Annotated in this window: 20 protein-coding genes; 7 read left to right on the forward strand and 13 right to left on the reverse strand. The window is 71.1% G+C overall.

The window, feature by feature from the left end; genetic code table 11:
• Positions 1-7 precede the first annotated feature (7 nt).
• The 6 genes from BWI15_RS10795 to BWI15_RS10820 are packed head-to-tail and all read right to left on the reverse strand — an operon-like array spanning position 8 to position 6666.
• Complete coding sequence (locus tag BWI15_RS10795) at positions 8-991, reverse strand: N-acetylglucosamine kinase (RefSeq protein WP_077014201.1); 984 nt, start codon at positions 989-991, stop codon at positions 8-10.
• Complete coding sequence (locus BWI15_RS10800) at positions 988-2130, reverse strand: SIS domain-containing protein (RefSeq protein ID WP_077014202.1); 1143 nt, start codon at positions 2128-2130, stop codon at positions 988-990. Before BWI15_RS10800 ends, BWI15_RS10795 begins: the two co-directional genes overlap by 4 nt.
• On the reverse strand, positions 2127-3491 hold the full coding sequence (locus tag BWI15_RS10805) for a family 4 glycosyl hydrolase (protein ID WP_077014203.1): 1365 nt from the start codon (positions 3489-3491) through the stop codon (positions 2127-2129). The genes BWI15_RS10800 and BWI15_RS10805 overlap by 4 nt, the downstream gene beginning before the upstream one ends.
• A gap of 21 nt (positions 3492-3512) precedes the next feature.
• A complete protein-coding gene (locus BWI15_RS10810; RefSeq protein ID WP_083750667.1) occupies positions 3513-4349 on the reverse strand; it encodes a carbohydrate ABC transporter permease in 837 nt (278 codons plus the stop codon).
• Positions 4346-5308: a carbohydrate ABC transporter permease gene (locus BWI15_RS10815; protein WP_083750668.1), complete on the reverse strand. Its 963-nt coding sequence runs from the start codon at positions 5306-5308 to the stop codon at positions 4346-4348. The genes BWI15_RS10810 and BWI15_RS10815 overlap by 4 nt, the downstream gene beginning before the upstream one ends.
• Positions 5305-6666: an ABC transporter substrate-binding protein gene (locus tag BWI15_RS10820; RefSeq protein WP_077014204.1), complete on the reverse strand. Its 1362-nt coding sequence runs from the start codon at positions 6664-6666 to the stop codon at positions 5305-5307. Before BWI15_RS10820 ends, BWI15_RS10815 begins: the two co-directional genes overlap by 4 nt.
• Positions 6667-6833: 167 nt before the next feature.
• Between BWI15_RS10820 and BWI15_RS10825 the strand changes: the two genes are divergently transcribed.
• Positions 6834-7589 carry a DeoR/GlpR family DNA-binding transcription regulator gene (locus BWI15_RS10825; RefSeq protein WP_077014205.1) on the forward strand — a complete coding sequence of 252 codons (756 nt, stop codon included), beginning with the start codon at positions 6834-6836 and terminating at the stop codon, positions 7587-7589.
• A 180-nt stretch (positions 7590-7769) separates the two neighbouring features.
• Positions 7770-9848 (forward strand): glycoside hydrolase family 36 protein, encoded by a 2079-nt coding sequence (locus BWI15_RS10830; protein ID WP_077014206.1) that lies wholly within the window; start codon positions 7770-7772, stop codon positions 9846-9848.
• A gap of 50 nt (positions 9849-9898) precedes the next feature.
• Here the strand turns inward: BWI15_RS10830 and BWI15_RS10835 are convergent, their stop codons facing one another.
• Together BWI15_RS10835 and BWI15_RS39800 are read right to left on the reverse strand one after the other, a co-directional pair.
• Positions 9899-11272: a dihydrolipoyl dehydrogenase family protein gene (locus tag BWI15_RS10835; RefSeq protein ID WP_077014207.1), complete on the reverse strand. Its 1374-nt coding sequence runs from the start codon at positions 11270-11272 to the stop codon at positions 9899-9901.
• Positions 11269-11886, reverse strand: coding sequence for a VOC family protein (locus BWI15_RS39800; RefSeq protein WP_077014208.1), 618 nt, complete (start codon positions 11884-11886; stop codon positions 11269-11271). Before BWI15_RS39800 ends, BWI15_RS10835 begins: the two co-directional genes overlap by 4 nt.
• A gap of 178 nt (positions 11887-12064) precedes the next feature.
• Between BWI15_RS39800 and BWI15_RS10845 the strand changes: the two genes are divergently transcribed.
• Together BWI15_RS10845 and BWI15_RS10850 are read left to right on the forward strand one after the other, a co-directional pair.
• Positions 12065-13552: an MFS transporter gene (locus BWI15_RS10845; RefSeq protein WP_077014209.1), complete on the forward strand. Its 1488-nt coding sequence runs from the start codon at positions 12065-12067 to the stop codon at positions 13550-13552.
• 42 nt (positions 13553-13594) lie between these two features.
• Positions 13595-14356: an SDR family oxidoreductase gene (locus BWI15_RS10850; protein WP_077014210.1), complete on the forward strand. Its 762-nt coding sequence runs from the start codon at positions 13595-13597 to the stop codon at positions 14354-14356.
• Positions 14357-14377: 21 nt separating this feature from the next.
• On the opposite strand, the gene BWI15_RS40440 is transcribed toward BWI15_RS10850, so the two are convergent.
• From BWI15_RS40440 to BWI15_RS10875, 5 genes are all read right to left on the reverse strand, one after another.
• Positions 14378-17122, reverse strand: coding sequence for a helix-turn-helix transcriptional regulator (locus BWI15_RS40440; protein WP_077014211.1), 2745 nt, complete (start codon positions 17120-17122; stop codon positions 14378-14380).
• Positions 17123-17323: 201 nt separating this feature from the next.
• Positions 17324-17716, reverse strand: coding sequence for a hypothetical protein (locus BWI15_RS10860; RefSeq protein WP_143465481.1), 393 nt, complete (start codon positions 17714-17716; stop codon positions 17324-17326).
• Between the two features lie 109 nt (positions 17717-17825).
• Entirely contained in the window at positions 17826-18596 is a 771-nt protein-coding gene (locus BWI15_RS10865; RefSeq protein ID WP_077014212.1) for a sensor domain-containing protein, read from the reverse strand.
• Positions 18597-18729: 133 nt separating this feature from the next.
• Positions 18730-19281 (reverse strand): GNAT family N-acetyltransferase, encoded by a 552-nt coding sequence (locus BWI15_RS10870; RefSeq protein ID WP_077014213.1) that lies wholly within the window; start codon positions 19279-19281, stop codon positions 18730-18732.
• A gap of 33 nt (positions 19282-19314) precedes the next feature.
• Positions 19315-19887, reverse strand: coding sequence for a GNAT family N-acetyltransferase (locus tag BWI15_RS10875; protein ID WP_077014214.1), 573 nt, complete (start codon positions 19885-19887; stop codon positions 19315-19317).
• Between the two features lie 219 nt (positions 19888-20106).
• Here BWI15_RS10875 and BWI15_RS10880 point away from each other — a divergent pair, with 219 nt between their 5' ends.
• The 3 genes from BWI15_RS10880 to BWI15_RS10890 are packed head-to-tail and all read left to right on the forward strand — an operon-like array spanning position 20107 to position 22936.
• Positions 20107-20628: an STAS domain-containing protein gene (locus BWI15_RS10880; protein WP_077014215.1), complete on the forward strand. Its 522-nt coding sequence runs from the start codon at positions 20107-20109 to the stop codon at positions 20626-20628.
• Positions 20628-21947 (forward strand): PP2C family protein-serine/threonine phosphatase, encoded by a 1320-nt coding sequence (locus BWI15_RS10885; protein WP_077014216.1) that lies wholly within the window; start codon positions 20628-20630, stop codon positions 21945-21947. The genes BWI15_RS10880 and BWI15_RS10885 overlap by 1 nt, the downstream gene beginning before the upstream one ends.
• On the forward strand, positions 21935-22936 hold the full coding sequence (locus BWI15_RS10890; protein WP_083750672.1) for a cobalamin B12-binding domain-containing protein: 1002 nt from the start codon (positions 21935-21937) through the stop codon (positions 22934-22936). Before BWI15_RS10885 ends, BWI15_RS10890 begins: the two co-directional genes overlap by 13 nt.
• Positions 22937-22946: the final 10 nt, after the last annotated feature.

Below are 22946 nucleotides of genomic sequence, written 5' to 3' on the forward strand. Positions count from 1 at the left end.
TCACGGCTCAGCGCGAAGACGGCCGCAGGTTCGCCAACGCCGCCTCGTCCAGCGGTCGCCCGGACTGGTGGGCGGCGTACAGGGCGGCGCCGATCACCGGGCGGTACAACGGCGTCCGCAGGTCGTAGTCGTGATCGAGCCCGGCCACCGCGGCGGTGAACTCCCGCAACACTTCCGGAGCCGTGAGGACGCCGCCCGAGTACGACACCGGAACCGTCGCGGAGGAAGGGAATCCGAGGCCTTGCCGCGTCGCCTCCACCAGCCGGACGAGCTCGGCCGCGGCGTCCCGGAGGATGCCCGCCGCAGCCGTGTCACCTGCGTTCGCGGCCTCGACGACCTGCCGCGACAGCGCCGCGACCGCCCGCCGGCTGCCGTGCCAGCGATTCAGTACGACGTCGACCAGGTCGAGGTCGGACGCGAGTCCGAGATGCTCACGCAGTACGTCGAGCAGCGGTCCGGCCGGCAGCCGCCCGTCACTCATCTGCGAGAACGCCTGCAATCCCCGCACGCCGATCCAGTAGCCGGATCCCTCGTCACCGAACAGCTCTCCCCAGCCGCCGACGCGGACACCCGTCTCCCCACGGCGGCCGTAGGTCATCGACCCGGTCCCGCTGATCACGTTGATCCCGTCGGCCAGCGCGAGCGAACCGGCCCAGCCGCAGACCATGTCGTTGCCGCAGCTGTACCGGTCGTGCCCGAGCGCGGCACCGGGTGCGGCGTCGAGCTCGGGCAGGTCAGCACTCACTTCGCCGTACGCCGGAAGGCCGAAGAACGCCGAGGTGATGTCGGCCGGCTCGACCCCGGCGACGGCGCAGACTTCCGGTACGGCGTCGGCCAGCACCCGCCGGACCAGGGAGACGCCTTCGCCGTCGCTGGAGTCGAGGTAGTAGCAGCTGGGCGCCTCGGCGGTCGCCAGCAGCTCGCCGCGGCCGGAGACCAGGCACAGCGCCGTACCGGACCCGCCGCCGTCGACGCCGAGGAAGACGCTCACCGCGGCAGTGGGTGGATGGTCACGCCCTGGACGACGCGGTTGACCTCGCCGTCCGGGAACGGGTTGTCCGGCGTCCGGCCGAGCTGGATCGAGAACCGCAGCGCGAGCAGTTGCGCGATCACCACGAACGGCAGCGCCAGGGCCGCGTCGTCGACGTCGCTCAGTCCGTCGATCCGCCAGGTCTCCGGCCCGCCGTTCGAGCTGCCGGCGCCGATCACCAGGACGTTCTCGGCGCCGATCGCCGTCCGGAGTTCCTCGGCGATGTCGAGGTCGTACTGGCGTGTGTAGGTGTCGTTGGACAGGTAGACGACCGCGAGCGTGCCCTCCTTCAGCACGGCCTTCGGTCCGTGCCGGAAGCCGAGGGCGGTGTCGTAGTAGCTGACCACCGCACCGGCGGTCAGCTCGAGCAACTTCAGAGCCGACTCCCTGGCCAATCCACCCAACGGACCGCTGCCGAGATAGACGACGCGGTCGTAGCCGCCGGCGGTGAGCCGGGTCAGCTCGTCGGACCGGGCGAGGACCTGCTCGGCCGCCTCGGCGAGCCGTTCGGCGAGAGCCGCATCCTGCGCCGGCGCGAGCGCCAGCCACGCGGTCAGCACCATCGACGTGAAGCTGGACGTCATCGCGAAGCCGCGGTCGTTGGTTGCTGATGGCATCAACAGGACCAGGGACTCGTCGGCCTGCTGGTGCTCGCGTGCGAGCCGGCCGTCGGCGTTGCAGGTGATGACCAGCTGGTGCACCGACCGCAGGCACTGCGTGGCGAGCTGCGTCGCGGCGACACTTTCCGGACTCTCCCCGGAGCGCGCGAACGAGACCAGTAGCGTCGGCACGTCCTCGGCGAACATCTCCCGCGGATTCGAGACGATGTCCGTGGTCGCGACCGCATCGACCCGGCGGTGCAGTGCACGGGACAGCGCCGGCGCGAGGATCTCCCCGGCGAACGCCGACGTGCCGGCGCCGGTCAGGACGATCCGTAGCTCCGGCTGCGCGAGCAGCGGGTCGAGGAACTTCGCGACCTCGTCCGCCCGGTCGGCCAGCAGCCCGGCGGCCTCACGCCACACCACCGGCTGCTGCACGACCTCGCGATAGGTGGCGAGCGAACTGAGGTCCCCGGCGACGGCGGTGGAGACGTCGGTCATGCGGCGGCCTCCGTCGCGGTGAACCGGCTCATCGCCGATCCGTGCGCCTCGATGGCGTCGTCGAGAATCTTGGTGGCGACGTCGAGCCCACCGACCAGCGGGTCGAGCGTCAGCGCCTGCAACGCGAGCGAGCGATCGCCGGTCAGGGCGGCCTGGACAGTGATCTCCTGCTGGTGCGCTCGCGCGGTCAGGACCGCGGCGATCGCGTCCGGCAGGGCACCCACGCCGAGCCCGGTGATACCAGCGGCTCCCACGACGGCCGGGACCTCGACGACGGCGGTCGGCGGCAGGTTGCTGATCTTGCCCTCGTTCGGCAGATTCACCGCCAGCTCGACATGGTCGTTGCCGGTGACAAGGGCTTCGGCGATCGCCACCAGCCGCTCGGCCTCCTGGTTGTCGGTCGTGGGCAACGGCGCCTTCCCGTCGGCCTGCGCGTGCAACTGCTCCCAGAGATCGTCCTTCTCGCCGATGTACTCCATCGTCGCGTCCCGGCCACCCTGCAAGCCCCAGGGCAGGTCCTTCTCGTCGGCCGGTCCCCCGTCGACGTCCCGCAGGTAGTGGCCGAAGAACTCGGCGACGTGCCGGTCACCCGGCGCGGGGTACAGCCCGAAGGTCCGCATCAGATCCGCCGGCACCGGCAGGTGAACACCCTCGTCCCGGGTGGATGCGGCGTCGATGCCACCCGCCCGCTCAGCGACGGCCTTGCGCAGCAGCGGGTAGAGGTCTTCGGCGCCGCGCCGCAGGTCGAGCAGCCAGCACAGGTGGTTCAGCCCCGCGAAGACGGCGTGCACCTCGTCCGCCGGTACGCCGAGGTCGGCGGTCAGCTTGGACAGCGTGTGCATCGTGCCGTGACACAGCCCGACCGCCTTGGCCCCGGTCTGCGACGTGATCGCCCGGACGTTCGCGGTCAGCGGGTTCGAGTAGTTGATCATCTGCGCCTCGGGCGCCAGGTCGGCGACGTCGCGCGCGATCGCGACCAGCTCGGGAACGTGACGCAGCGCCCGCAGCACACCGCCCGGTCCGACGCTGTCGCCGACCGTCTGCGCGATCCCGTACCGGGCCGGCACCTCGACGTCGGTCCGCCAGCCCGCGGCGGCACCGACCGCGATCGTCGTCGTGACGAAGCGGGCGTGCGGCAGCGCGTCGCGGCGGTCGACGTGCGGCACGAACGTCAGCTCGGCGCCTTGCTCGGTGGCGATCCGCCGGCCCACCCGGGCCATCGTCTCGGCGGCCTCGCCGTTCAGGTCGACCAGGTGGACCGTCCAGCCGTCGAACGTCCGGGACGACGCCAGATCGGTCATCAGGCCCGGTGTGAACACCGTGCTGCCCGCGCCGATCAGGACGATCGAGTTCTCACTCACTAGGGTTCCTCTCGAGAAAGTTCACTTGGTCGAACCGGCCAGCAGGCCGTTGACGATGTAGCGGTTGAACGCCAGGGCCAGCACCGCCGGCACGATGATCGCCAGCACCCCGGCCGCGTTCAGCAGCGTCGACGGCACCACGTGCCGGCCCTGCAGGGAGGCGATCACGACGGTCAGCGGCTGCGTCGACAGGTCGCTGGACAGCACCAGCGGGAACAGGAACTGGCCCCACGCGAACAGGAACGTGATCAGCGCGGTCGAGATGATGCCCGGACGCGCCAGCGGCAGCAGCAGGTGCCACAGCACCTGGAGCCGGTGCGCGCCGTCCACCAGCCCGGCCTCCTCGATCCCGCTCGGCAGGCTGGCGAAGTAGTTGTGCAGGATCCACGTTGCCAGCGGCAAGAACCCGGAGACGTAGACCAGCACGATGCCGGTGTAGGTGTTCACCAGCCCGAACGTGCTCATGATCCGGTACAACGGGATCAGCGTCGTGTACGCCGGGAACGCCATCGTCGCGATCACCGCGTAGAACAGCACGGTCTTGCCGCGGAACTGCATCCGGGCGAACGCGTACGCCGCCAGCGTCGCCAGCAGCACGGTCACCACGGTCGCGGCACCGCACTCGATCACGATGTTCAGCGTCGAGCGCCGGATCTGCGCCGGCACGTCGCCGTCTCCACTGAGCAGCGTGGCGTAGTTCTGCCAGGTCGCGTTGGTCGGCAGGTAGTGCGCGGGCTTGGCCCGGGCGTCGGCCTCGGTCTGCAGGCTGGTCTTGATCGCCCAGTAGATCGGCACCAGCGACCACAGCAGGATCATCGCCACGCCGACTCCGCGCAGCCCGCTGGTCCGCCGCTTCACAGCTCGACCCTGCGGTAGACCAGGCGGATCACGCCGAGCGAGATCACCAGCGTGACGAGTGTGATGAGCAGCGACAACGCGTATCCCCCACCGAAGTCGAGATCCTGGAAACTGATGAAGTAGGTCTGCATGGTCACCGAGGCGCCGGTGTTCGCGGCGCCGTTCAGCACGTACGGCTGGTCGAAGACGTTGAGCGTCGCGATCACGGCCTGCACCATCGTCACCGCGATGCCGGGCCGGGCCAGCGGCAACGTGATCCGCAGGAACGCCGACCACGGCGTACAGCCGTCGATCTGGGCGGCCTCGTACAACTCGTCCGGGATCAGCTGCAGCACGGCCAGGATCAGCAGCACCGACAGCGGCGCGATCTGCCAGACCTGGACGAGCTCGATCAGCGTGATCGTCAGCAACCGGTTCTGCCCGAGCAGGACGGCGTTGCCGTCACTGAGGTGCAGGGTCGACAGCACGCTGTTGATCAGGCCCGCGTTCGGGTCGAAGATGCCCGTCCACAGCACACCGCCGACAGCTCCGGGCAACGCCCACGGCAGGATCAGTACGGCGATCACGAGACTGCGGCCGCGGAACGGCTTCTGCAGGACGACGGCGGCGCCGATGCCGATGATCGTGGACAGCGCCACGCCGACCACGACGTAGAACACCGTGTTGCCGATGCTGCCGAGCAGCGCCTTGTCGCCGGCCAGCCGGACGAAGTTGCCGAAGCCGTCGAACCGGGTCGGCGGGTCGAGCGCGTCGACCCGGAAGAACGACTGCACGACGGTGGTCACCGCAGGCACCAGCGCCAGCAGCGCGATGAAGATCATCACCGGCGCGATCAGCAGGTAGGGCAGCAGATCGACCCGGGACCGGCGGACCGGCGCCGACCCGGTCGCCGGTCCGGCCGGAGGCGACGCCGGCTGCGCTGTCGCCGTCGGCTGGGCCGTCGAGGAGCTCGCGCTCACGACCCGGACGCCAACTGGGTCGCGGTGTCGCTGATCGCCTTCATCGCCTGCTCGACCGACATCGAACCGGTCGCCGCGGCGTGCAGGTTGGTGTAGACGGCGTTGGAGAACTTCGGGTACCACGCGGGCGCGCCGCCCTCGAAGACCGGCTTCGAGCCCTCCAGCATCGGCTCCAGGTCAGCGCCGCCGATCAGGTTGCCCTTGGCGGTCATCTGCTTCACCGCGGACAGGTGCGACGGCAACGGGTAGCCCGGCATGGTCTTGTCCGGGCCGTTCACGCCGGAGAAGTCGGCCTGCTGCTCGGTCGCGGTGAACCACTCGATGAACTTCGCCGCCGCGTTCGGGTACTTGGCTTTCTTGGGGATGCCGATGCCGTCGGGGTTGCTGAGGTTCGCGGCCGGCCCGCTGACGCCCGGCGTCTTGATGTACTTCACCTTGCCGACCACCGACGAGGACGCCTTGATGCCGTACAGCGTCCCCACCGTGCCGGAGTAGTCGGAGAAGGTGCTCGCCACGACGCCCTTGGCCATCAGCGTCTGCTGGCCCTGGGAGTCGGTGACGTTGATGTTGCCGGGCGGCACCAGACCGGACTTCAGCGCGTCCACCATCCACTGGGCCGCCTTGTAGCCGGCCGTGTCCGGGGTCGCGAACTGGGGCTTGCCGTCCTTGTCCAGCACCGAACCGCCGAACGCGTTGGTCGCCTCGTACCAGTACGTCGACAGGCCCTCGGCCGCGGCGAACGGGATGTTCAGCGGATACTGGACGACGCCCTTGGACTTGATCGTGCGCAGCGCGTTCGTGTACTCGTCCATCGTCTTGGGCGCGGGGTTCACGCCGGCCTTCTGGAACATCTCGGTGTTCACCGTGGTCACCATGATCGAGGCGTCGTACGGGATGCCGACCACGTGGCCGTCGCTCTTGAACGACGCCAGCTGCGGGACGTCGGCCTCCATCGCCGCGGTGTCGACGTAGTCCTCCATCGGGAAGTACCAGCCGAGCTTGCCCAGCTGGCCGACCCGGGACCAGTCCACGTTGGTCGCGTCGGCGAAGTAGGTGTTCGCGGTGGCCGCGGCGGAGATCTTGTTCTGCAGGCTGTCCCAGTCGAGGTTCACCCAGTTGACCGTGATGCCGGTCTGCTTGGTGAACGCCTCCAGTGCCGCCTTGGGCGGCGGGTCCGAGGCGAGCGCGACGGTGATCGTCACCCCGCTGGTCTGGGTCGAGCCGCCGCCGGCCTGGCCGTTGCCACCGTCGCCACAGCCCGCCAGCACCAGGGCCAGACCGGTGAGTCCGGCGATCAGCGCGGTGCGCCGTCGCGGCGGGGTGATTCGGGTTCCGGTCCGGCGTCTGATCCTGAGCATGGCTTCTCCAGGGGGTAGCGGTTGACGCGCATCTGCGCATCCCAGCGCTTGAATTTGACGAGAACGTAGTTGGATGAGCAAAACTGGTCAAGGAATTCGAATACATGCGCAGAATATTGATCAAGTGCGCAAAAGTTGCTCAGAGAGGGGTTGCTACAGTGCGAGTCGTGCGCAAGGCAGAGCGGCTGAGCTCGATCCTCGACCAGGTCGGCGAACGCGGGCGGGTGGACGTCACCGAGCTGGCGGCGTCGCTGGGCGTGTCCGGCGCGACGATTCGTCGCGACCTGCAGTCCCTGAGCCGCAACCAGCTCCTGGTCCGGACCCACGGCGGGGCGACCGCCAACGCCTCCGGGGACGAGGTTCCGACCAGGGTGAAGGCGGCCCTGCACCAGCGGGAGAAACGCACCATCGGCCGCGCCGCCGCCGCGCTGATCGAGGACGGCGCCGTGGTGGGCATGACCGGCGGCACCACCGTGCTCGAGCTGGCCCGCGCCCTGTCCGAACGGCGCGGCATCACCGTGGTGACGAACGCGATCAACATCGCCGCGGAACTCACCGGCCACGCGGGCATCCGGCTGGTGGTCGTCGGCGGGATCGCGCGGCCGTCGTACGAGCTGGTCGGGCCGGCCGCGGAGGCGATGCTGTCGAACTACCATCTCGACGTGGCGTTCATCGGCGTCGACGGCCTGACCCCGGAGGAGGGCTGTACGACGTACGACGAGATGGAGGCGCAGACCGATCTGGCCTTCCTGAGCCGGGCGCGGCGCAGCGTGGTGGTTGCCGACAGCACCAAACTCGGGCGGGTCACGTTCGCCCGGATCAGCCTGCTGTCCGGCGTCACCGACATCGTCACCGACCGGGGTGCGCTGCCCGAGCAACTGGCCGCGTTGCGGCAGGCCGGCGTCCAGGTCACCGCGGTCTGAGTCGGTCCGCTTTCCCGGCTGCGCGGAGGTCTGCACGGTTGCGCAATTAGTTGCGCAAGCGTGGGATCTTCTTGACCGCTGTTGTTCACGAAGTTACGTTCTGGTCCTCATCGCGCAGTTTCGCGCGAATCCCGCGCACTGTGCGCAGGCTGCTTCCACCTCCGTCCAGAGGGAGCTCAGATGACCGAGATGCAACGGCGAACCGTGCTGAAAGTCGCCCTGGGAGGCGCCGGCCTGGCCGCGCTGCCCGCGCTGACCGAATCCGCCGCCGCGGCCACCACGCCGAAACCCGGGCCCGAGTTCGTCGGTGTCGGCGACCAGTCCATCACCCTGGAGTTCGACGACCGGTTGCGCAGCCGGGTCGCGGTCCAGGGCACCACCGTGACGCGCTTCGACGCGAGCGAAGCCCTGCTGCTGGGCGATTCGGCCGTCGAGGACTTCAGCTACCGCGGGCACCGCACCCGCCCGATCCGCCACTCCCGGCACGGTGAGGGCGTCCAGGTCACCATCCAGGGCGACTCCACGTCAGGGGTGCGCAAGACGGTCGAGCTCACGTCGTACGAGCGGCTGACCGGGATGACCGTCATGCAGGTGACCTACGCGAACCTGTCGCACCGTTCGCTGACCGTCACCGGCTGGCGCAACGGAGCCCACGAGCTGCTGCACAAGCCCGGCGGCTTCTACACGTTCTCGGGCAGCACCCACGAGGACCGGCGCGACTGGGTCCAACCGGTGACCGACGACTTCGTCCAGGAGAACTCGCTGGGCATGGATTCGTCCGACTACGGCGGCGGTACGCCGTTGGCGTCGGTGTGGCGCCAGGGCGCCGGGATCTCGGTCGGGCACGTCGAGGCCCGCGCGCGGATCCTGCGGATGCCGGTGCGCAGGACCGGCAACGGCGCGAGCATCGCGATCGAGGGCGACACCCCGCGGACCTTGAAGCCCGGCGAACGGCTGACCACCGACACCACGTTCCTGACCGCGCACCCGCGCGACCACTTCGTGCCGCTGCAGCGCTACCGCGACTACATGAGCGACATCGGCCTGCGTGCCCCGCGGGTGCCCGATTCGGCGTACGAGCCGATCTGGTGCGCCTGGGGCTACGAGCGGAACTTCACCGTGGAGCAGGTGATCGGGACGCTGCCCAAGGTGCGTGAGGTCGGCCTGAAGTGGGCCGGCCTGGACGACGGCTGGCAGACCAACGAAGGCGACTGGGACCTCAACCCCCAGAAGTTCCCGCGCGGTGAGGCCGACATGCGGGCCTTCACCCGGCAGGTCAAGGAGGCCGGGCTGCGACCGCGGCTGTGGTGGGCGCCGCTGGCCGCCGACCCGGACAGCAACCTGTTCCGCGACCACCCGGACATGCTGCTGCTCGATGCCGAGGGCAACAAGCAGGAGGTGACCTGGTGGGACGCTTACACGCTCTGCCCGGCGTACCAGCCGACTGTGGACTACTTCGTCGCGCAGGCCCGGAAGTTCATCGGCAGCTGGGGTTACGAGGGACTGAAGATCGACGGGCAGCATCTCAACGCCGTTGCCCCCTGCCACAACCCGGCGCACCGGCACGCGCGGCCCGAGGAGTCGACCGAGGGACTCGCGACGTTCTGGAAGGCGATTCACCAAGCCGCGCACCAGGCGAATCGCAACGCCGTCGTGGAACTGTGCCCGTGCGGTACGGCGTTCGCGTTCCACAACCTGCCGGCCGTCGACCAGTACCCGGCCTCCGACCCGACCTCGTCGTACCAGGTGCGGCACAAGGGCAAGACGATGAAGGCGCTGATGGGCCCGGGCAGCAGCTACGCCGGCGACCACGTGGAGCTGAGTGACGGGCGCAACGACTTCGCCTCCAGCTACGGCGTCGGTGCGGTGCTGTCCACCAAGTTCACCTATCCGAGCGACCCGCCGGGGACCCGGCCCGGCCGCGGCAACGTGCTCACCCCGGAGAACGAGGTGCTCTGGAAGAAGTGGGTGGCGCTGTACCAGCAGAACATGCTGCCCACCGGCGAGTACCGCGGCGAGTTGTACGACATCGGCTTCGACAAGCCCGAGACGCACGTCGTGGCCAAGGGCGAGACACTGCACTACGCCTTCTACGCCGACCAGTTCGACGGCACGGTCGAGCTGCGCGGTCTGGGCCGTGGCCGGTACCGCCTGACCGACCCGTTCAGCGGTGCGTCGCTGGGATCGGTGGACGCCGAGCACAACACGGTCGCGCTGAGCTTCGCGAAGTTCCAGCTGATCGTTGCCCAGCGCACCTGATTCCGGTCCCGAGCGGCTCGATCCCTGGCTGGGTCGAGCCGCTCGGGTCGCTACGAGCGGGTCAGCTCGGCGCTCGTCTCCTGCTGGCGAAGCTGCTCGTCGAGGTCCCGCAGGACGTGCATGAAGGCCTCGGAGAACGTCGGGAACGGCTGGATCACGTCGAGCAGCACGGACAGCGGCACCCGCGCGCGGATCGCCAGGGTTGCCTGCTGCAACCATTCACCGGCCTCCGGCCCGACCGCGTAGGCGCCGGTGAGCACCTTGCCGTCCGAGACGATGGTCAGGAAGCCCGGCTGGGTGTCGTAGGCGCGGGTGTACGTCGCGGTGCGAGCGACGCCGGACAGTCGCACGGTGCTCGTGAACGGTCCGTCCGCGGCGCCGACCGACGCCGCCTGCGGATTGCAGAACACGACCCGCGGTACGGCGTCGTAGTCCGCGGTCCGCGGCCGGCCCAGGATGTTGCTCGCCACCACCCGCCCCTGGTACTCACCGACGTGGGTGAGCTGCCACAGCCCGGTGACGTCGCCGACCGCCCACAGCCCGGGACCGGCCGAGAGTCGCTCGTCGACCGGGACGCCGCGCGGATTCACCGGGATGCCGACCGTCTCCAGGCCGATGCCGTCCACCCGCGGCCGGCGGCCGGTAGCGACCAGCAGGCGGTCACCGCGCAGCTCCGTGCCGTCGTCGAGGCGGACGACGTACTCGACGTCTTCGCGCCGGGCTTCCGCCATTCCGTGGCCGAGCCGGACGTCGACGCCGTCCGCGGCGAGCGCGGCCGCCACCGCGACACCCACCGCACGCGGCTCGCGCGGCAGGATGTGCTCGCCACGCTCGATCAGCACGACGGCCGATCCCATCCGCGCCAGCGCCTGGCTCATCTCGACACCTGTCGCGCCGCCGCCGAGCACGAGCAGCCGCTTGGGCACCTCGGTCATCCCGGTGACGTCACGATTCGTCCAGACGCCCGGCAGCTCGCGCAGCCCCGGCACCGGTGGGATCACCGGATCGGCACCGGTCGCGATCACCACGTGCTCCGCCGTGTGGCGCTGATCGTCCACCAGGACCGCGTTCGGCCCGTCCAGCCGCCCGGTCCCCCGCAGTACGGCGACACCGGCGCTGTCGGCCCACGCCACCTGGCCGGCGTCGTCGTAGCTGGACACCATGAAGTCCCGCCACTCCAGCGCCGCCTGCGTGTCGACCGTTCCGGTCACAGCCTCGCGCGCGCCTGGCACCTCGCGCGCCTCGGCGAGTGCCTCACCGGGACGCAGCAGAGTCTTGGAAGGGATGCAGGCCCAGTACGAACACTCACCGCCGAGCAGTTCGCGCTCGACGACGGCGACCTTGGCCCCACCTTTGGCCAGTGCCGCGGCGCAGTGCTCCCCCGGTGCTCCGCCGCCGAGCACGATGACGTCGAAGTCCTTCACGACGGCAGCTCGGTTCCGGCCTGCTCCTTGACCATGTAGTCGGCGTACCAGTCCGGCCAGTCGGCGTCCTCCTGGCCGGTGCGCGCCTCGTGCTCGCCGTGCGCGTGGGCGGCCCGGCGCAGCGCGGCGGCGAGGTCGTCGGTCGAGGCGAACGACGTCGCCGCGGGGTCGATCCGGCCGGGCAGCCGGGTGGTGACCTCCTGCAGGATCCAGCCGTTGCCGTCCGGGTCCTCGAAGGACAGGAACGAGCCGTAGCTGCTGCGGTCCGGGCTCGGGCCGCTGACCCGCTCGTCGGTCCCGGCGTGGTGGAAGATGCCGCCGGCGTCGTGCCACACCTCGCTCGGCTCGGCGCCCAGCCGCTTCAACTCGTCGTACGCGGCGTCGATGTCGTTGACGATCAGGTGCAGCCCCTGCGCCGTCCCCGGTTCCTGCGCGGTCACCGACGTACCGAAGATGACCGAGGCGGGCGAGCCCGGCGGGGTGACCTGCACGACCCGGAAGGTGTCGCTGGTGGCGAGGTCGGCGTCGAGCCGCCATCCGAGCGCCGTGTAGAAGTCCTTCGACCGGTCGACATCGGCGACCGGGACGACAACGACCTCGAGCTTCATGTCCATGAGCTGTGCTCCTTGCACTCGTCGGGAAGCAGACGACCACAGCCTGGTCCGCGACGAGCTCCGGTCGCCCCAGGGTATGTCCCTGGCCGGGGCCGACCAGGGACATCCACGGGCGCGAACCGGGCCCCGCCGGGCGGATCGTCGGAGGCGAACCGGACGGCGCGAGAGGACGTGAGAGATGACACGGGACACCACCACCGGGGACGCGCCGGCCGGTCCGGGAGCATTGCCGGCTCTGCGCAGCGGCACCGGGGTGGCCCTGGTCGCCGCGACGGTGCTCGCGTCGATGGTCGGCTTTCTGGACGCCTACATGGTCAACGTCGCCGTGCCCGCGATCGGCACCGGACTGCGGGCCGGGGTCAGCCAGGTCCAGTGGGTGCTGACCGGCTACCTGGTCACCGTCGCGTCCCTGCTGCTGCTCGCCGGTGCGCTGGCCGACCACTTCGGCCGCCGCAGGATCCTCGTCGTCGGCCTGGGCATCATGTTCGTCGCCTCGCTGTGCTGCGCGGCGGCGCCGAACGTCGAGCTGTTGATCGCCGCCCGGGCCGTCCAGGGCGTGGGCGGCGCGCTGGTCGTGCCGAGCAGCCTGGCGCTGCTCAACGGCACCCTGCGCCCGACAGATCGGGCGAAGGGAATCGGCGTCTGGGCAGGGATATCGACCCTCGGCACCACCCTCGGCCCGTACGCCGGTGGCTGGCTGGTCGACCACGGATCCTGGCGCCACATCTTCCTGCTGAACGTTCCGCTCATCGCGGCGGCGTACTGGGTGCTGCGCCGGGTCCCCGAGGTCGATCGCACCCGGCGGCCGCTGTCGCTCGACCTCGCCGGAGGCCTGCTCACGGTGCTCGGCCTCGGCGGCATCGTCTACGCGCTGACCGCCGGCCCGGAGTCCGGCTGGGCCAGTACGCCGGTGCTCGCGTCGGTCGCGATCGGACTCGTCAGTCTGGTCGCGCTGGTCCCGCTCGAGCAGCGCCGGGCGGCGCCGATGGTGCGGACGGCGTTGTTCCGGATCCGGCAGTTCGTCGCGATCAACGCGACCACCGTGCTGTTCTACGGCGCGATCTCGGCCGCGGCTTATCTGGTCGTGCTGCAGTGCCAGCTGCAACTGGGCTACAGCGCGACCGCGGCCGGTGCCGCACTGGTTCCCGAGTCGGTCGTGTTCCTGATCGTGTCGCCGCTCGTCGGCGGCCTGGTCGCTCGCGTCGGCACCCGCTGGCCGATGACCGTCGGAATCCTGCTCGTGGCGGGTGGCTTCGTCTGGTTGTCGACCGCCCGGCCCGGTGACGGCTACCTGACCGCGATCCTGCCCGGCGCGATCCTGTGGGGCCTCGGCCTCGGCCTGGCGGTCGCTCCGCTGACCGCTGCTGTCCTGGCCGCCGTCGACGACTCCGACCTGGGCGAGGCCTCGGCGATCAACGACGCCGCGTCCCGCGTCGGCGGCGTGATCCTGGTGGCGCTCGTTCCCGCGCTGCTCGGCGCCGGCGGCTCGCACGATCTCGTGCAGCCGCTGGCCGGCAACTACCGGACCGCGATGCTGGTGCTGGCCGGTCTGACGATCGTGAGTGCCGTCGTCACCAGCGTGTTCGTCACGTCCGGCCGCCGGCCGTCGGCGCCGGTTCCCGCCGCGCCGCCGCGCGTGCACGGCTGTGCTGCTCCCACCCGCTGACCACCGACCCGGCTGCGCGTTCCCACCACCTGAGGAGAATCGATGACCGAGGCAACAACCCTGACCACCCGGACGCCGGACGGGGCGCTGGCCGGGCAGGCCGTCGTGGTGATCGGCGGCAGCTCCGGCATCGGCCTGGAGACCGCCCGTCAGGCGCACGAGGCCGGCGCCCGGCTGTTCATCACCGGCCGCAACCGTGAGCGGCTCGGCAAGGCCGCGGACGAGGTCGGCGCGGAGAGCGCTGCCACGCTCGACCTCGGCGATCCGGTCCGGCTCGAGCGGGTTTTCGCCGGGTTGCCCCAGCAGTTCGACCACGTGCTGGTCAGCGGCGGCGGTCCGGCGTACGCGCCGATCGCGGAGATGGACTTCGACGAGGCGTTGCGGGGATTCGACGAGCACCTGATCGGTGCGCTGCGGATCGCCCGGCTGTGCATCGGCAGGATCCCGGCGGGTGGCTCGCTGACGCTGATCAGCGGAACCGGCGCACGGCGTCCCGGCCTCGGACTGAGCCTGGCCGCGATCGGCACCGCCGCGCTGCCCGCGATCGCCGCGAACGCCGCGGTCGAGCTCGCTCCGATCCGGGTCAACGCGATCGCGGCCGGCTTCGTCGACACCCCGCTGTCGGCGCGGCTGCTCGGCGGGCACCTCGAGGAGCGGCGGGCCGAGCTGCGGGACACCCTGCCGATCCGCCGTGTCGTGGGACCGGAGGATGTCGCCGCGCTCGCCGTGCACCTGATGACCAACACGGCACTGACCGGCGCGACGTACGACGTGGACGGCGGACAGCAACTGCTGTCGCGCTGAGGCGTGGTGAGTCCGGCGGTGCTAGCCCGGCAGGGACTCGTAGTCGGTGCGCTGCAGGGCGTCCCGCAGCTGCCGGCGCGAGTTGATCCCGAGCTTGTCGAAGATCTTGCGCAAGTGCCACTCGACCGTCCGCGGACTGAGGAACAGCCGGGCGCCGACCTCGGGATTCGACAGGCCGTCGCGGACCAGCAGCGCGATCTGCTGCTCCTGCGGGGTCAGCTCCGCACCGGCCGGCTGCGCGCCGGTTCGCTTGCGGACCGTCTCGCCGGTCGCCTGCAGCTCACGCCGCGCCCGCTCGGCGAACGCCTCCATCCCGATCGCCTGGAACGACTCGTGCGCGACCCGCAGCTGCGTCCGGGCGTCGACCCGGCGGTTCTGCCGGCGCAGCCACTCGCCGTACAGCAGCTGGGTGCGCGCGAGATCCGGCCGCAGCCGCGTGCCCTCCAGGTGCGCGATCGCCTCCACGTAGCCGTCCTCGGCCTGGGAGCCTTCGCTCGCCAGGCCTCGGGCGCGGGCCGCGAGCCCCAGTCCCCAGCGCTCGTCCGTGCTCTCCGTACGCTCCCGCAGCCGCTCGAGCGCTTCGTCGGCCGCCGGCCGGTCACCGCTCCGGACCGCGGCCTCGACCCATTCGCTGAGCGACCAGGCCGAGACGAAAAGCTCTGGGGTGTCGTTGGCGGCCATCTTCGCCGCCAGCAGGGCCTCGTCGTGCCGGCCGACGGAGTTCAGCACCACCGCGCGGGCATAGTGCGCGTACTGGACCGCGGTGCCCTGCCCCTCCGCGGAGGCGGTGCGGATGGTCGACTCGATCAGCGGGTAGGCCTCGGCTTCGCGCCCTCGCAGGGCAGACAGCACCAACGCGCCGTACCGGGCGACCTTGGTGCCGGTGGCTTCGCGCACCGCGTCGGCTTCCGCCATCAGCGACACCGCCTCGCCGAAGTCACCTTCCAGGGCGACGACCTGACCCAGCACGTTGACGCCGACCGCCAGCACGGCCAGAGCCCCCGTGCTTCTGGCCACCTCGACCTGACGGGTGGCCGCGCCCACGCACGCTTCGAAATCCCAGGCGGCCGCCGCGGCCGCCGTGGCGAGCCAGCCCCAGCGCATCACCTCCTCGACCGAGACCTCATTGGCGGCGAACATCCTGGCCGCCTGTTTGAGCATCGGCAGCGCCTTGGCCCGTTCGTCGGTCAGCAGCAGCGCGAACCCGTCGAGCAGCAGGTCGGCCCCCGGCATCGCGGTGTCCGGCCGCGGTGCGGTCCGGGCCGCGGTCGAGACCTTGCGCAGGTCCGCCGCCGTGGCCAGCCGGCCGGCGAACAGCGCGGCGCTCCACGCGTCGAGGTAGGTGTTCCGGGACAGTCGTGCGTCGAGCGGCTGGAGCGTCTGCGCAGCGCGGAGCAGCAGGCCGGGTGCCTCGCCGCCGCGCTGCAAAGCGAACGCGGCCTCCGCGCGGAGCAGGTCGACCCGCGCCCGGCCGATCTCGTCGAGCCGGCCGGACTCCGCCGCGGCGAGCAGACCGCGGGCTGTCTCGAACGCGCCTGCCTGGAGAGCCGCCTGGGCCGCGGCCAGGGCCCGCGCGCTGCGGGGCTCCGGCTCCGCTGTCAGAGCGACTGCCCGCTGGAGGAAAGCAGCGGCGGCAGCGAATCCGCCGCGCGCCTGGGCCCGGTGTGCCGACTCCTCCAGCTCCACCGCCACCGCTTCGTCCGGTCCGGGCGCGGCCGCCGCCAGGTGCCAGGCGCGGCGGTCGGGGTCGACCTCCGGATCCGTCACGTGTGCCAGAGCCAGGTGTACGGCGCGCAGCTCCTCGGGGGTTGCCGAGCGGTACAACGCCGAGCGCACCAGCGGATGGCGGAAGGTGACGCGCTCGCCCACCGTGAGCAGACCGTCGATCTCGGCGAACGCCGCGGCGATGCCGAGCTCGTCGGCCGCCCGCCACACCAGCACCGGATCTCCCACCGGTTCGGCGGCCGCGAGCAGCAGCAGCTGCCGGGTGGCCGCGGGCAGTAGATCCGCGTGGCGCAGAAAGCTCTCCTCGATCCGGCCCGGCAGCATCTGCGTGCCGATCACGCCGAACCCGCTCGCCAGCTCGGTCGCCGTCAGCCCGCGCGGCAGCTCCATCAGCGCCAGCGGGTTGCCACCGGTCTCCGCGACGATCCGTTCCCGGACCGGCTCGTCGAGCAGGAACCCGACCACCGACCCGAGCAGGGCACGGGCGTCGACGTCCTGCAGACCACTGACGGTGAGCTCGGGCAGCGGGTGCAGCTCCTCGCGCACCTCACGCGCACCGAACAGCAGACCCATGGTCTCCGCCTGCACCCGCCGGGCGACGAACCCGAGCGTCTGGGCGGTCGCGGTGTCCAACCACTGTGCGTCGTCGATGACGCACAGCAACGGCTGCTCCTCGGCCGCCGCCGCCAGCAGGCTCAGGACCGCCAACCCGACCATGAACCGGTCGGGCGCCGGGCCCGGCCGCATCCCGAACACGGTCGAGAGGGCGGCCTGCTGCGGGGACGGGAGACTCGGCAGCCGGTCGAGCAGCGGGGCACAGAGCTGGTGCAGCGCGGCGAAAGCCAGCTCCCGCTCGGACTCGACACCGGCCGCGCGCAGCACGCGCATCTCCGGAGCGGCCTCCACGGCGTACTCCAGCAGGGCGGACTTGCCGACCCCCGGACCGCCCCGCACGACCAGGACCCGGCTCCGGCCCGCGCGAACCTCCGTCAGCAGGTCGTCGAGCAACGCACACTCCGACCGCCGTCCGACCAGCTTCATGCCCAGCCCCTCGTCCCCCGCATGATTGCCTTTGGCATCGAGCACGCGGCGCACACGGTCGTGTACGGACGACAGCGGGGGCGGGCATGCCGGTACGGGAGGAGGGTACCCGGCATGATGGCCGAGATCGACCGCACTGCCGAACCCCGGGAAAACCCGCACACCGTACGGCGCCGGCAACTGGACCGCTGACGACCTGCTTCAGATCCAGTGCTGGCGCTCGACGACGACTTGATCGGCTCTGACTCTCAGCTGGACGACGTCCTCGTCGACGGCCGCGATCTGGTCCGCGGCGACGTACCGGTCGTGGTCCATCAGGCCGGCGCCGGTCACCTCGAGGAAGCCCTCGCGGATCAACCGGCACGCCTCGGCCTGGCCGACGCGGGGCTCCGCCTCGGTCAGCGCGCGGGCGAAGGCCTGGTTCAGGTTCTCCTCGGCGAACGGCTTGCCGCCGGCGACCGCGGCGGCGACCGGATCCGCCGTCCGGACCAGCTTCACCGAGCCGATCAACTTGCCCTCACTGTCCACCACCGGCATCCCCTGCCAGACCAGGTCCAGCAGGGACGCGCGGGCCAGGGACGGATGCTGCTTCACGGCAATCACCTCTCGTCGCCTCGCTGACTGCCTGTCTAGCTCATCCCCACGGCGGATTCCCCTGCTCAGCCCGAAACGACATGAGATCTCAAAGTTCCGTCCGCCGCGGTCAGGTGCCGGAGGTGGTGCCGAGCACCTTGGTCGCCTTGGCGACGGCGGCTCGCGTCGTACCCTCGATGTCATCGGACGCCCCGCCCATCACGGTCACCGAGACCACGACGTCCTGCACTCCGGTGGTCACCATCGTGACCTCCAGTCCCGCCGCGGGTCCCTCGATCGCGCTGAACCGGACCGCCACCGGCGTCGCGCCGGTCTTGGGTGCGGACACCTCACGCACGGTGATCGGTGAGCGGCCTTCGCCGGGGATCGAGATCGACATGCCGCGGCAGGTCCGGATCGCCTGCTGGAACGACCGCTGCAGCGCCTGGACCGCCGCCTCCGAGCCCATCGCGTCCAGGCCCTCGTCGACGAACGGGCCCTGCTCACCGGCCGCGAAGGACCGGTACGCGCTCGCCTTCGCGCCCGGGGCCTTGTCCGCGTTGGTGAGGGCGACGAGTCGCGCGCACTTGGGGTCCTTGGACGACAGCGTCACGTCGTCGCCCTCCTCACCGATGTCCGGCTCGATCGAGAAGCCGGCCGGCAGGTCGTCGAGGCCGAGCAGCGCCTTGGTCAGCTGCGCCGCGGTCCGCGCCGGAGCCGCCGGCGGGGTGGTCGGCGTCGGTGCCGGAGTCGAGGGCGCCGGTGTCGACGGAGCCGCTGTCGGCGTCGTGCTGACCGACGGTGAGGTGGTGCCGTCGGCCTCCGGCTCCCCGGAGCAAGAGGCGAGCGCGACCGTCAGGCTGGTCGCGGCGATGATGCTCAGGCGGGTCTGTCGATTCATGGGTGCTCCCGGGTGAGGACATGGCCAGAGCGATCGCGCCGGCCTCAGCAGGTCGCCGGTGGCGACGACACTTGCTTTCAGCAACGATCAGGCAACACCCAGGTCACGACCGGCCCGCCCACCCCGGCAACGATCAGGCAACGCCACCGACGCGGGCGGCGTCGGGCCACGCCGCGCGCAGGCACTTCGGCGTACCGACCAGGCGGGTGGGGTCTCCGCCGGGCGGCGGCACCGGCGCGACCTCCACGAACTCAGCACCGGTGGCGCGGTAGAACGCTTGCGCCGCGGTGTTCTGCTGCAGCACCCACAGGTACATCGCGTCGCCGCTCGCCTGGTCGATCACCGCCCGGCCGGCGCGGGTGAGCAGTTGCCGGCCGATGCCGCTGCGGTGCTCACTGGTGCGGACGTGCAGGTTGTCGACCAGGCTGCCCCACCGCGGGTCGTCGTCGAACGCGACGTGCACGAAGCCCACCAGCTGATCGTCCCGCTCCGCCAGGATGGTGGCTGTCGCGACCGGCGCCGCGAGCCGCGCCGACCAGACAGAACGGCGGTCGGCCACGACGTCGCCGTCCAGGAACGAGTCGGCGTACGCACCCCGGTAGTGCCGGCGCCAACTGTCCGCGTGGAGTCCGCCGACCTGTTCGGCGTCGTCCACCGTCGCCGACCGGAACCGCACCGTTGTCATCGTGACCTCCCGACCGGAATCATCGCCCACCGGTCAGCGCAGGTCCAGGCGCATCAGCACGCGGGGGTGACCGGCCAGGACGGACGTGGTGTCGGCGACCTTGCGGAAACCGGCGCGCTCGAAGTTCTTGCGCAGGCCGGGGTAGGCCATGGTCAGGTCGACTTTGGCGTCGCCGTTGTCGAGCGGATAGGACTCCACCACCGGCGCACCGTGGGCGCGCGCGAAGTCGACGGCGCCGGAGATCAGGGCGTGCGAGATGCCCTGCTTGCGGTGGCCGGGGCGGACCCGGACGCACCACAGCGACCAGACCGGCAGGTCGTCGAGCCGCGGGATCTTGCGGTTGCGGGCGAACGACGTGTCCGCGCGCGGCGCGACCGCCGCCCAGCCCACCGGCGTGTCCCCGTCATAAGCCAGTACGCCGGGCGGCGGCTCGGCGCGGCACAGCTCGGCGACGTACTCGCCCCTGGCCGGGCCGCGGAGCTCGTTGTTCAGCTTCGACGGAATCCGGTAGCTGAGGCACCAGCAGACGGTGGACTGCGGCGACTTCGGACCGAGCACCGCCCGCACGTCCTCGAAGACCACCGCCGGCCGGATCTCGATCGCCATGACGACACGATGACACCGTTCGGGTCACCCGTCAGCGACCGCCACGACGTCCACCGCGGGCCGGTGGTAGTTGATCCGAACGGTGGCCGGGTGATAAATCTGAAGGTCGATTCGGTGGTTCCGACCTGCAGCCGCCGTCGTCGCCCGTGGTGTCGTACCGCCGCGGGTTGTCCGACCGGCTCCCGGCACGACAGCGGGTGACGGGGTTAGGAGCCTGTCGTGCTCACCGACGACGCCGCCGCTTTCACCGTGGACGTCGACACCTCCGGACCCGGCCCGCTGGTTCGGGTGCACGGCGACCTCGATCTGGAGTCCGCGCCGGAGCTGACCAACACGCTCAAGGCGCTGCTCGGGCCGTACCCGCTCGTGCTCGACCTGAGCGGCGTCGAGTTCATGGACTCCTCCGGTCTGGGCGTCCTGGTCGGCGCCCACAAGGAGTCGATCGCCCATGGTGGCGCGCTGATCGTGGTCGGTCCGCAGCCCCGGGTCCGCAAGATCCTCAAGATCACCAAATTGGAGAAAGTGTTCACCGTCTACTCGTCCCTCGACGACCTCGCCCCCGAGCTCGCCCAGCAGCAGCTCTCGGCGGAGTCGGCCGCGGCCCAGCCGCCACTTCCCGGGGACGCCACCGCGACCCCGCCACCCCAGCCTCCGCTCCCCCACCACCAGGAGCCGAGCTTCTCGCCGCCGCTCCCCCACCATCAGGCGCCGAACCTCTCGCCGCCGGGACGTGACCGCTGATGACCTCCGGCGGCACGATCCCGGACGACGTCCGGAACCCGCTCCTGGCAGACTCGGCCGCCGTCCGCGCGGAGATCGTCGACGAGGTCGGCCTCGCCATGACCGGCTCGCTCAACCTGCGCCGCTGCGTCCTGCAGCTGCTCACCGGCGTGAAGCCGGACATCGCCGACTGGGCGGTCGTGGTCTGGGTCAACCCCCGCACCGGCGGGCTGACCCTCTGGGGCGGCGACGACCCGTCGGCGACCGCGAAGACCTCGCGCCGCTCGATCGCCGGTCAGGCGCTCGAGCGGGTGCTGGTCACCGGGCACACCGAGCTGCTGCACGTAGCGCTCGAGGACCCCGCGTCCGACGCTCTCGCCACGATGATCCCGAACGCCGGACTGCGTGAGCAGGCGGCGGCGTTGCGGCCGGTCGACGTACTCGGCCTGGGCCTGACCGCGCGCGGCGTCACGCTGGGTGCGCTGGTGATGGTCCGCGGCCAGGGACGGGGATTCTCCGAGCAGGACGTCGCCGTCGGTGAGCAGCTGGCGGCCCGGGCGTCGCTGGCGCTCGACTCGGCGCGGCTCTACGAGCAGACGAGCCGGGTCGCGGCGGCGCTGAAGGAGAGCCTGGTCCCGCCGGAGCTGCCGGCGATTCCGGGCCTCGACATCGCGGCCAGGTACCGGCCGGCGATCGAGCACCTCGACATCGGTGGCGACTTCTACGACGTCTTCACCTCCGGCGACGAGTGGCTCGCCGTTCTCGGTGACGTCTGCGGCAAGGGCGTCGACGCCGCCGTCCTGACCGGTCGGGCGCGGCAGAGCATCCGGACGGCGGCGCACTTCGAGCGCGAACCGGGTGCGTTGCTGGCAGCGTTCAACACCGTCTTCTCGCAGGACACGTCGAACCGCTTCATCACGCTGGTCTGTTTGCGGATGCGACCGGCCGCCGACGGGTCGTCGGCCGAGGTGGACATCGCCGTGGCCGGGCATGCCGGGCCGGTGCTGGTGCGCGCCGACGGGCGAACCGAGCAGCTGCCGATCGAGGGCACGGTGGCCGGCGTCGTACCGCGGGTGGACTATCCGACGACCACGGTGCGGCTCGAGCAGGGCGACGCTCTGCTGGTCTTCACCGACGGGGTCGAAGAGGCCCGCGGCGAGAGCGGGTTCTACGGGACGGATCGGCTGATCCGCCTGCTGCGCGAGTACGCCGGTGCGGGTGCGGACGCGATGTGCGGAGCGGTCGAGCAGGACGTGGTCGAGCATCTCGACGGTCGCGCCCACGACGACATCGCCGTGCTGGCGATCAGTTGTGGAGGCACCCTCGGATGGCAGAGCTGACCGTTCCCGAGCTCGACGCGCTCGGCGCCTTCGAACTGGCCTTGGCCACTGTCGACACGGCGGCCGCCCTGCAGGTCGTGGAGGGACTGCTCGCGAACGGCGTACCGCCCGTCGTCGTCCTGACCGACGTCGTCGCCACCGCGCAACGCAACGTCGGGGCGCGCTGGCAGCGCGGCGACTGGACGGTGGCCGAGGAGCACGCCGCGACGGCCGTCGCCGTCGCGGCCACCGAGGCCGTCGCCCGGCACGTGCGGCAACTGCCGGTGACCCGCGGCAAGGCGCTGGTGGCCTGCGCCGAACGGGAGTGGCACGCGCTGCCCGCGATGATCATCGACTGCGCCCTGCGCGCGGACGGCTGGGACACCACGCTGCTCGGGGCGTCGACTCCGCCGCTGCGCCTCGGGCAGTACCTGCAGGATCTCGGCCCGGACGCTCTGGCCGTGAGCTGCTCGATGCTGGGCGCCCTGCCGACGACCAGACGGTTCATCGAGGCGAGTACGACGGCCGGGATCCCGATCGTGGTGGGCGGCGCGGCGTTCGGGCCGGACGACGTACGGGCTCGGGCGCTGGGGGCGACCGCGTGGGCGGCTGACGCGCCGAGTGCCGTACAGGCCGCGCGGGAGTTGCCGACGGTCGTGCAGATGGCCGAGCCGCTTCCCGCGGACGCGACCGCCGAACAGGCCACGCTGGAGCTCTCGCACCGTGAGCTCGCCGGGCGCCTGCAAGCGGTCTGGGAGGTGGATCCTGCTGTGGACATCGCCGAGGACGCGATCAACCAGACCCTGCATGCGGTCTGGGCCGCTCTGCTCACCGGCGACGTACGCCCGATTCCGCAGACGGCTCAGTGGATCGCTGATCTGCTGAGTGCTCGCGACGCGGACCCGCGGCATGCGGTGACACTCGGGCAGCACCTGTGTACCGAGCTTCGCGACTATCCGCTGTCCCACACGCTGCTCAGCACGTCGTGGCCCGCGGCCGTCGGGATCTGACGGCCCGCGG

This window comes from Kribbella sp. ALI-6-A (assembly GCF_001984195.1).
Lineage (GTDB): Bacteria > Actinomycetota > Actinomycetes > Propionibacteriales > Kribbellaceae > Kribbella.

Excerpts from the sequence above, each read along its gene's own strand:
- BWI15_RS39800 (WP_077014208.1), bottom strand. The coding sequence starts at position 11,886 with ATGGACATGAAGCTCGAGGTCGTTGTCGTCCCGGTCGCCGATGTCGAC.
- BWI15_RS10875 (WP_077014214.1), bottom strand. The coding sequence starts at position 19,887 with ATGGCGATCGAGATCCGGCCGGCGGTGGTCTTCGAGGACGTGCGGGCG.
- BWI15_RS10870 (WP_077014213.1), bottom strand. The coding sequence starts at position 19,281 with ATGACAACGGTGCGGTTCCGGTCGGCGACGGTGGACGACGCCGAACAG.
- BWI15_RS10830 (WP_077014206.1), top strand. The coding sequence starts at position 7,770 with ATGACCGAGATGCAACGGCGAACCGTGCTGAAAGTCGCCCTGGGAGGC.
- BWI15_RS10850 (WP_077014210.1), top strand. The coding sequence starts at position 13,595 with ATGACCGAGGCAACAACCCTGACCACCCGGACGCCGGACGGGGCGCTG.
- BWI15_RS40440 (WP_077014211.1), bottom strand. The coding sequence starts at position 17,122 with ATGAAGCTGGTCGGACGGCGGTCGGAGTGTGCGTTGCTCGACGACCTG.
- BWI15_RS10800 (WP_077014202.1), bottom strand. The coding sequence starts at position 2,130 with ATGACCGACGTCTCCACCGCCGTCGCCGGGGACCTCAGTTCGCTCGCC.
- BWI15_RS10845 (WP_077014209.1), top strand. The coding sequence starts at position 12,065 with ATGACACGGGACACCACCACCGGGGACGCGCCGGCCGGTCCGGGAGCA.
- BWI15_RS10820 (WP_077014204.1), bottom strand. The coding sequence starts at position 6,666 with ATGCTCAGGATCAGACGCCGGACCGGAACCCGAATCACCCCGCCGCGA.
- BWI15_RS10890 (WP_083750672.1), top strand. The coding sequence starts at position 21,935 with ATGGCAGAGCTGACCGTTCCCGAGCTCGACGCGCTCGGCGCCTTCGAA.
- BWI15_RS10865 (WP_077014212.1), bottom strand. The coding sequence starts at position 18,596 with ATGAATCGACAGACCCGCCTGAGCATCATCGCCGCGACCAGCCTGACG.
- BWI15_RS10885 (WP_077014216.1), top strand. The coding sequence starts at position 20,628 with ATGACCTCCGGCGGCACGATCCCGGACGACGTCCGGAACCCGCTCCTG.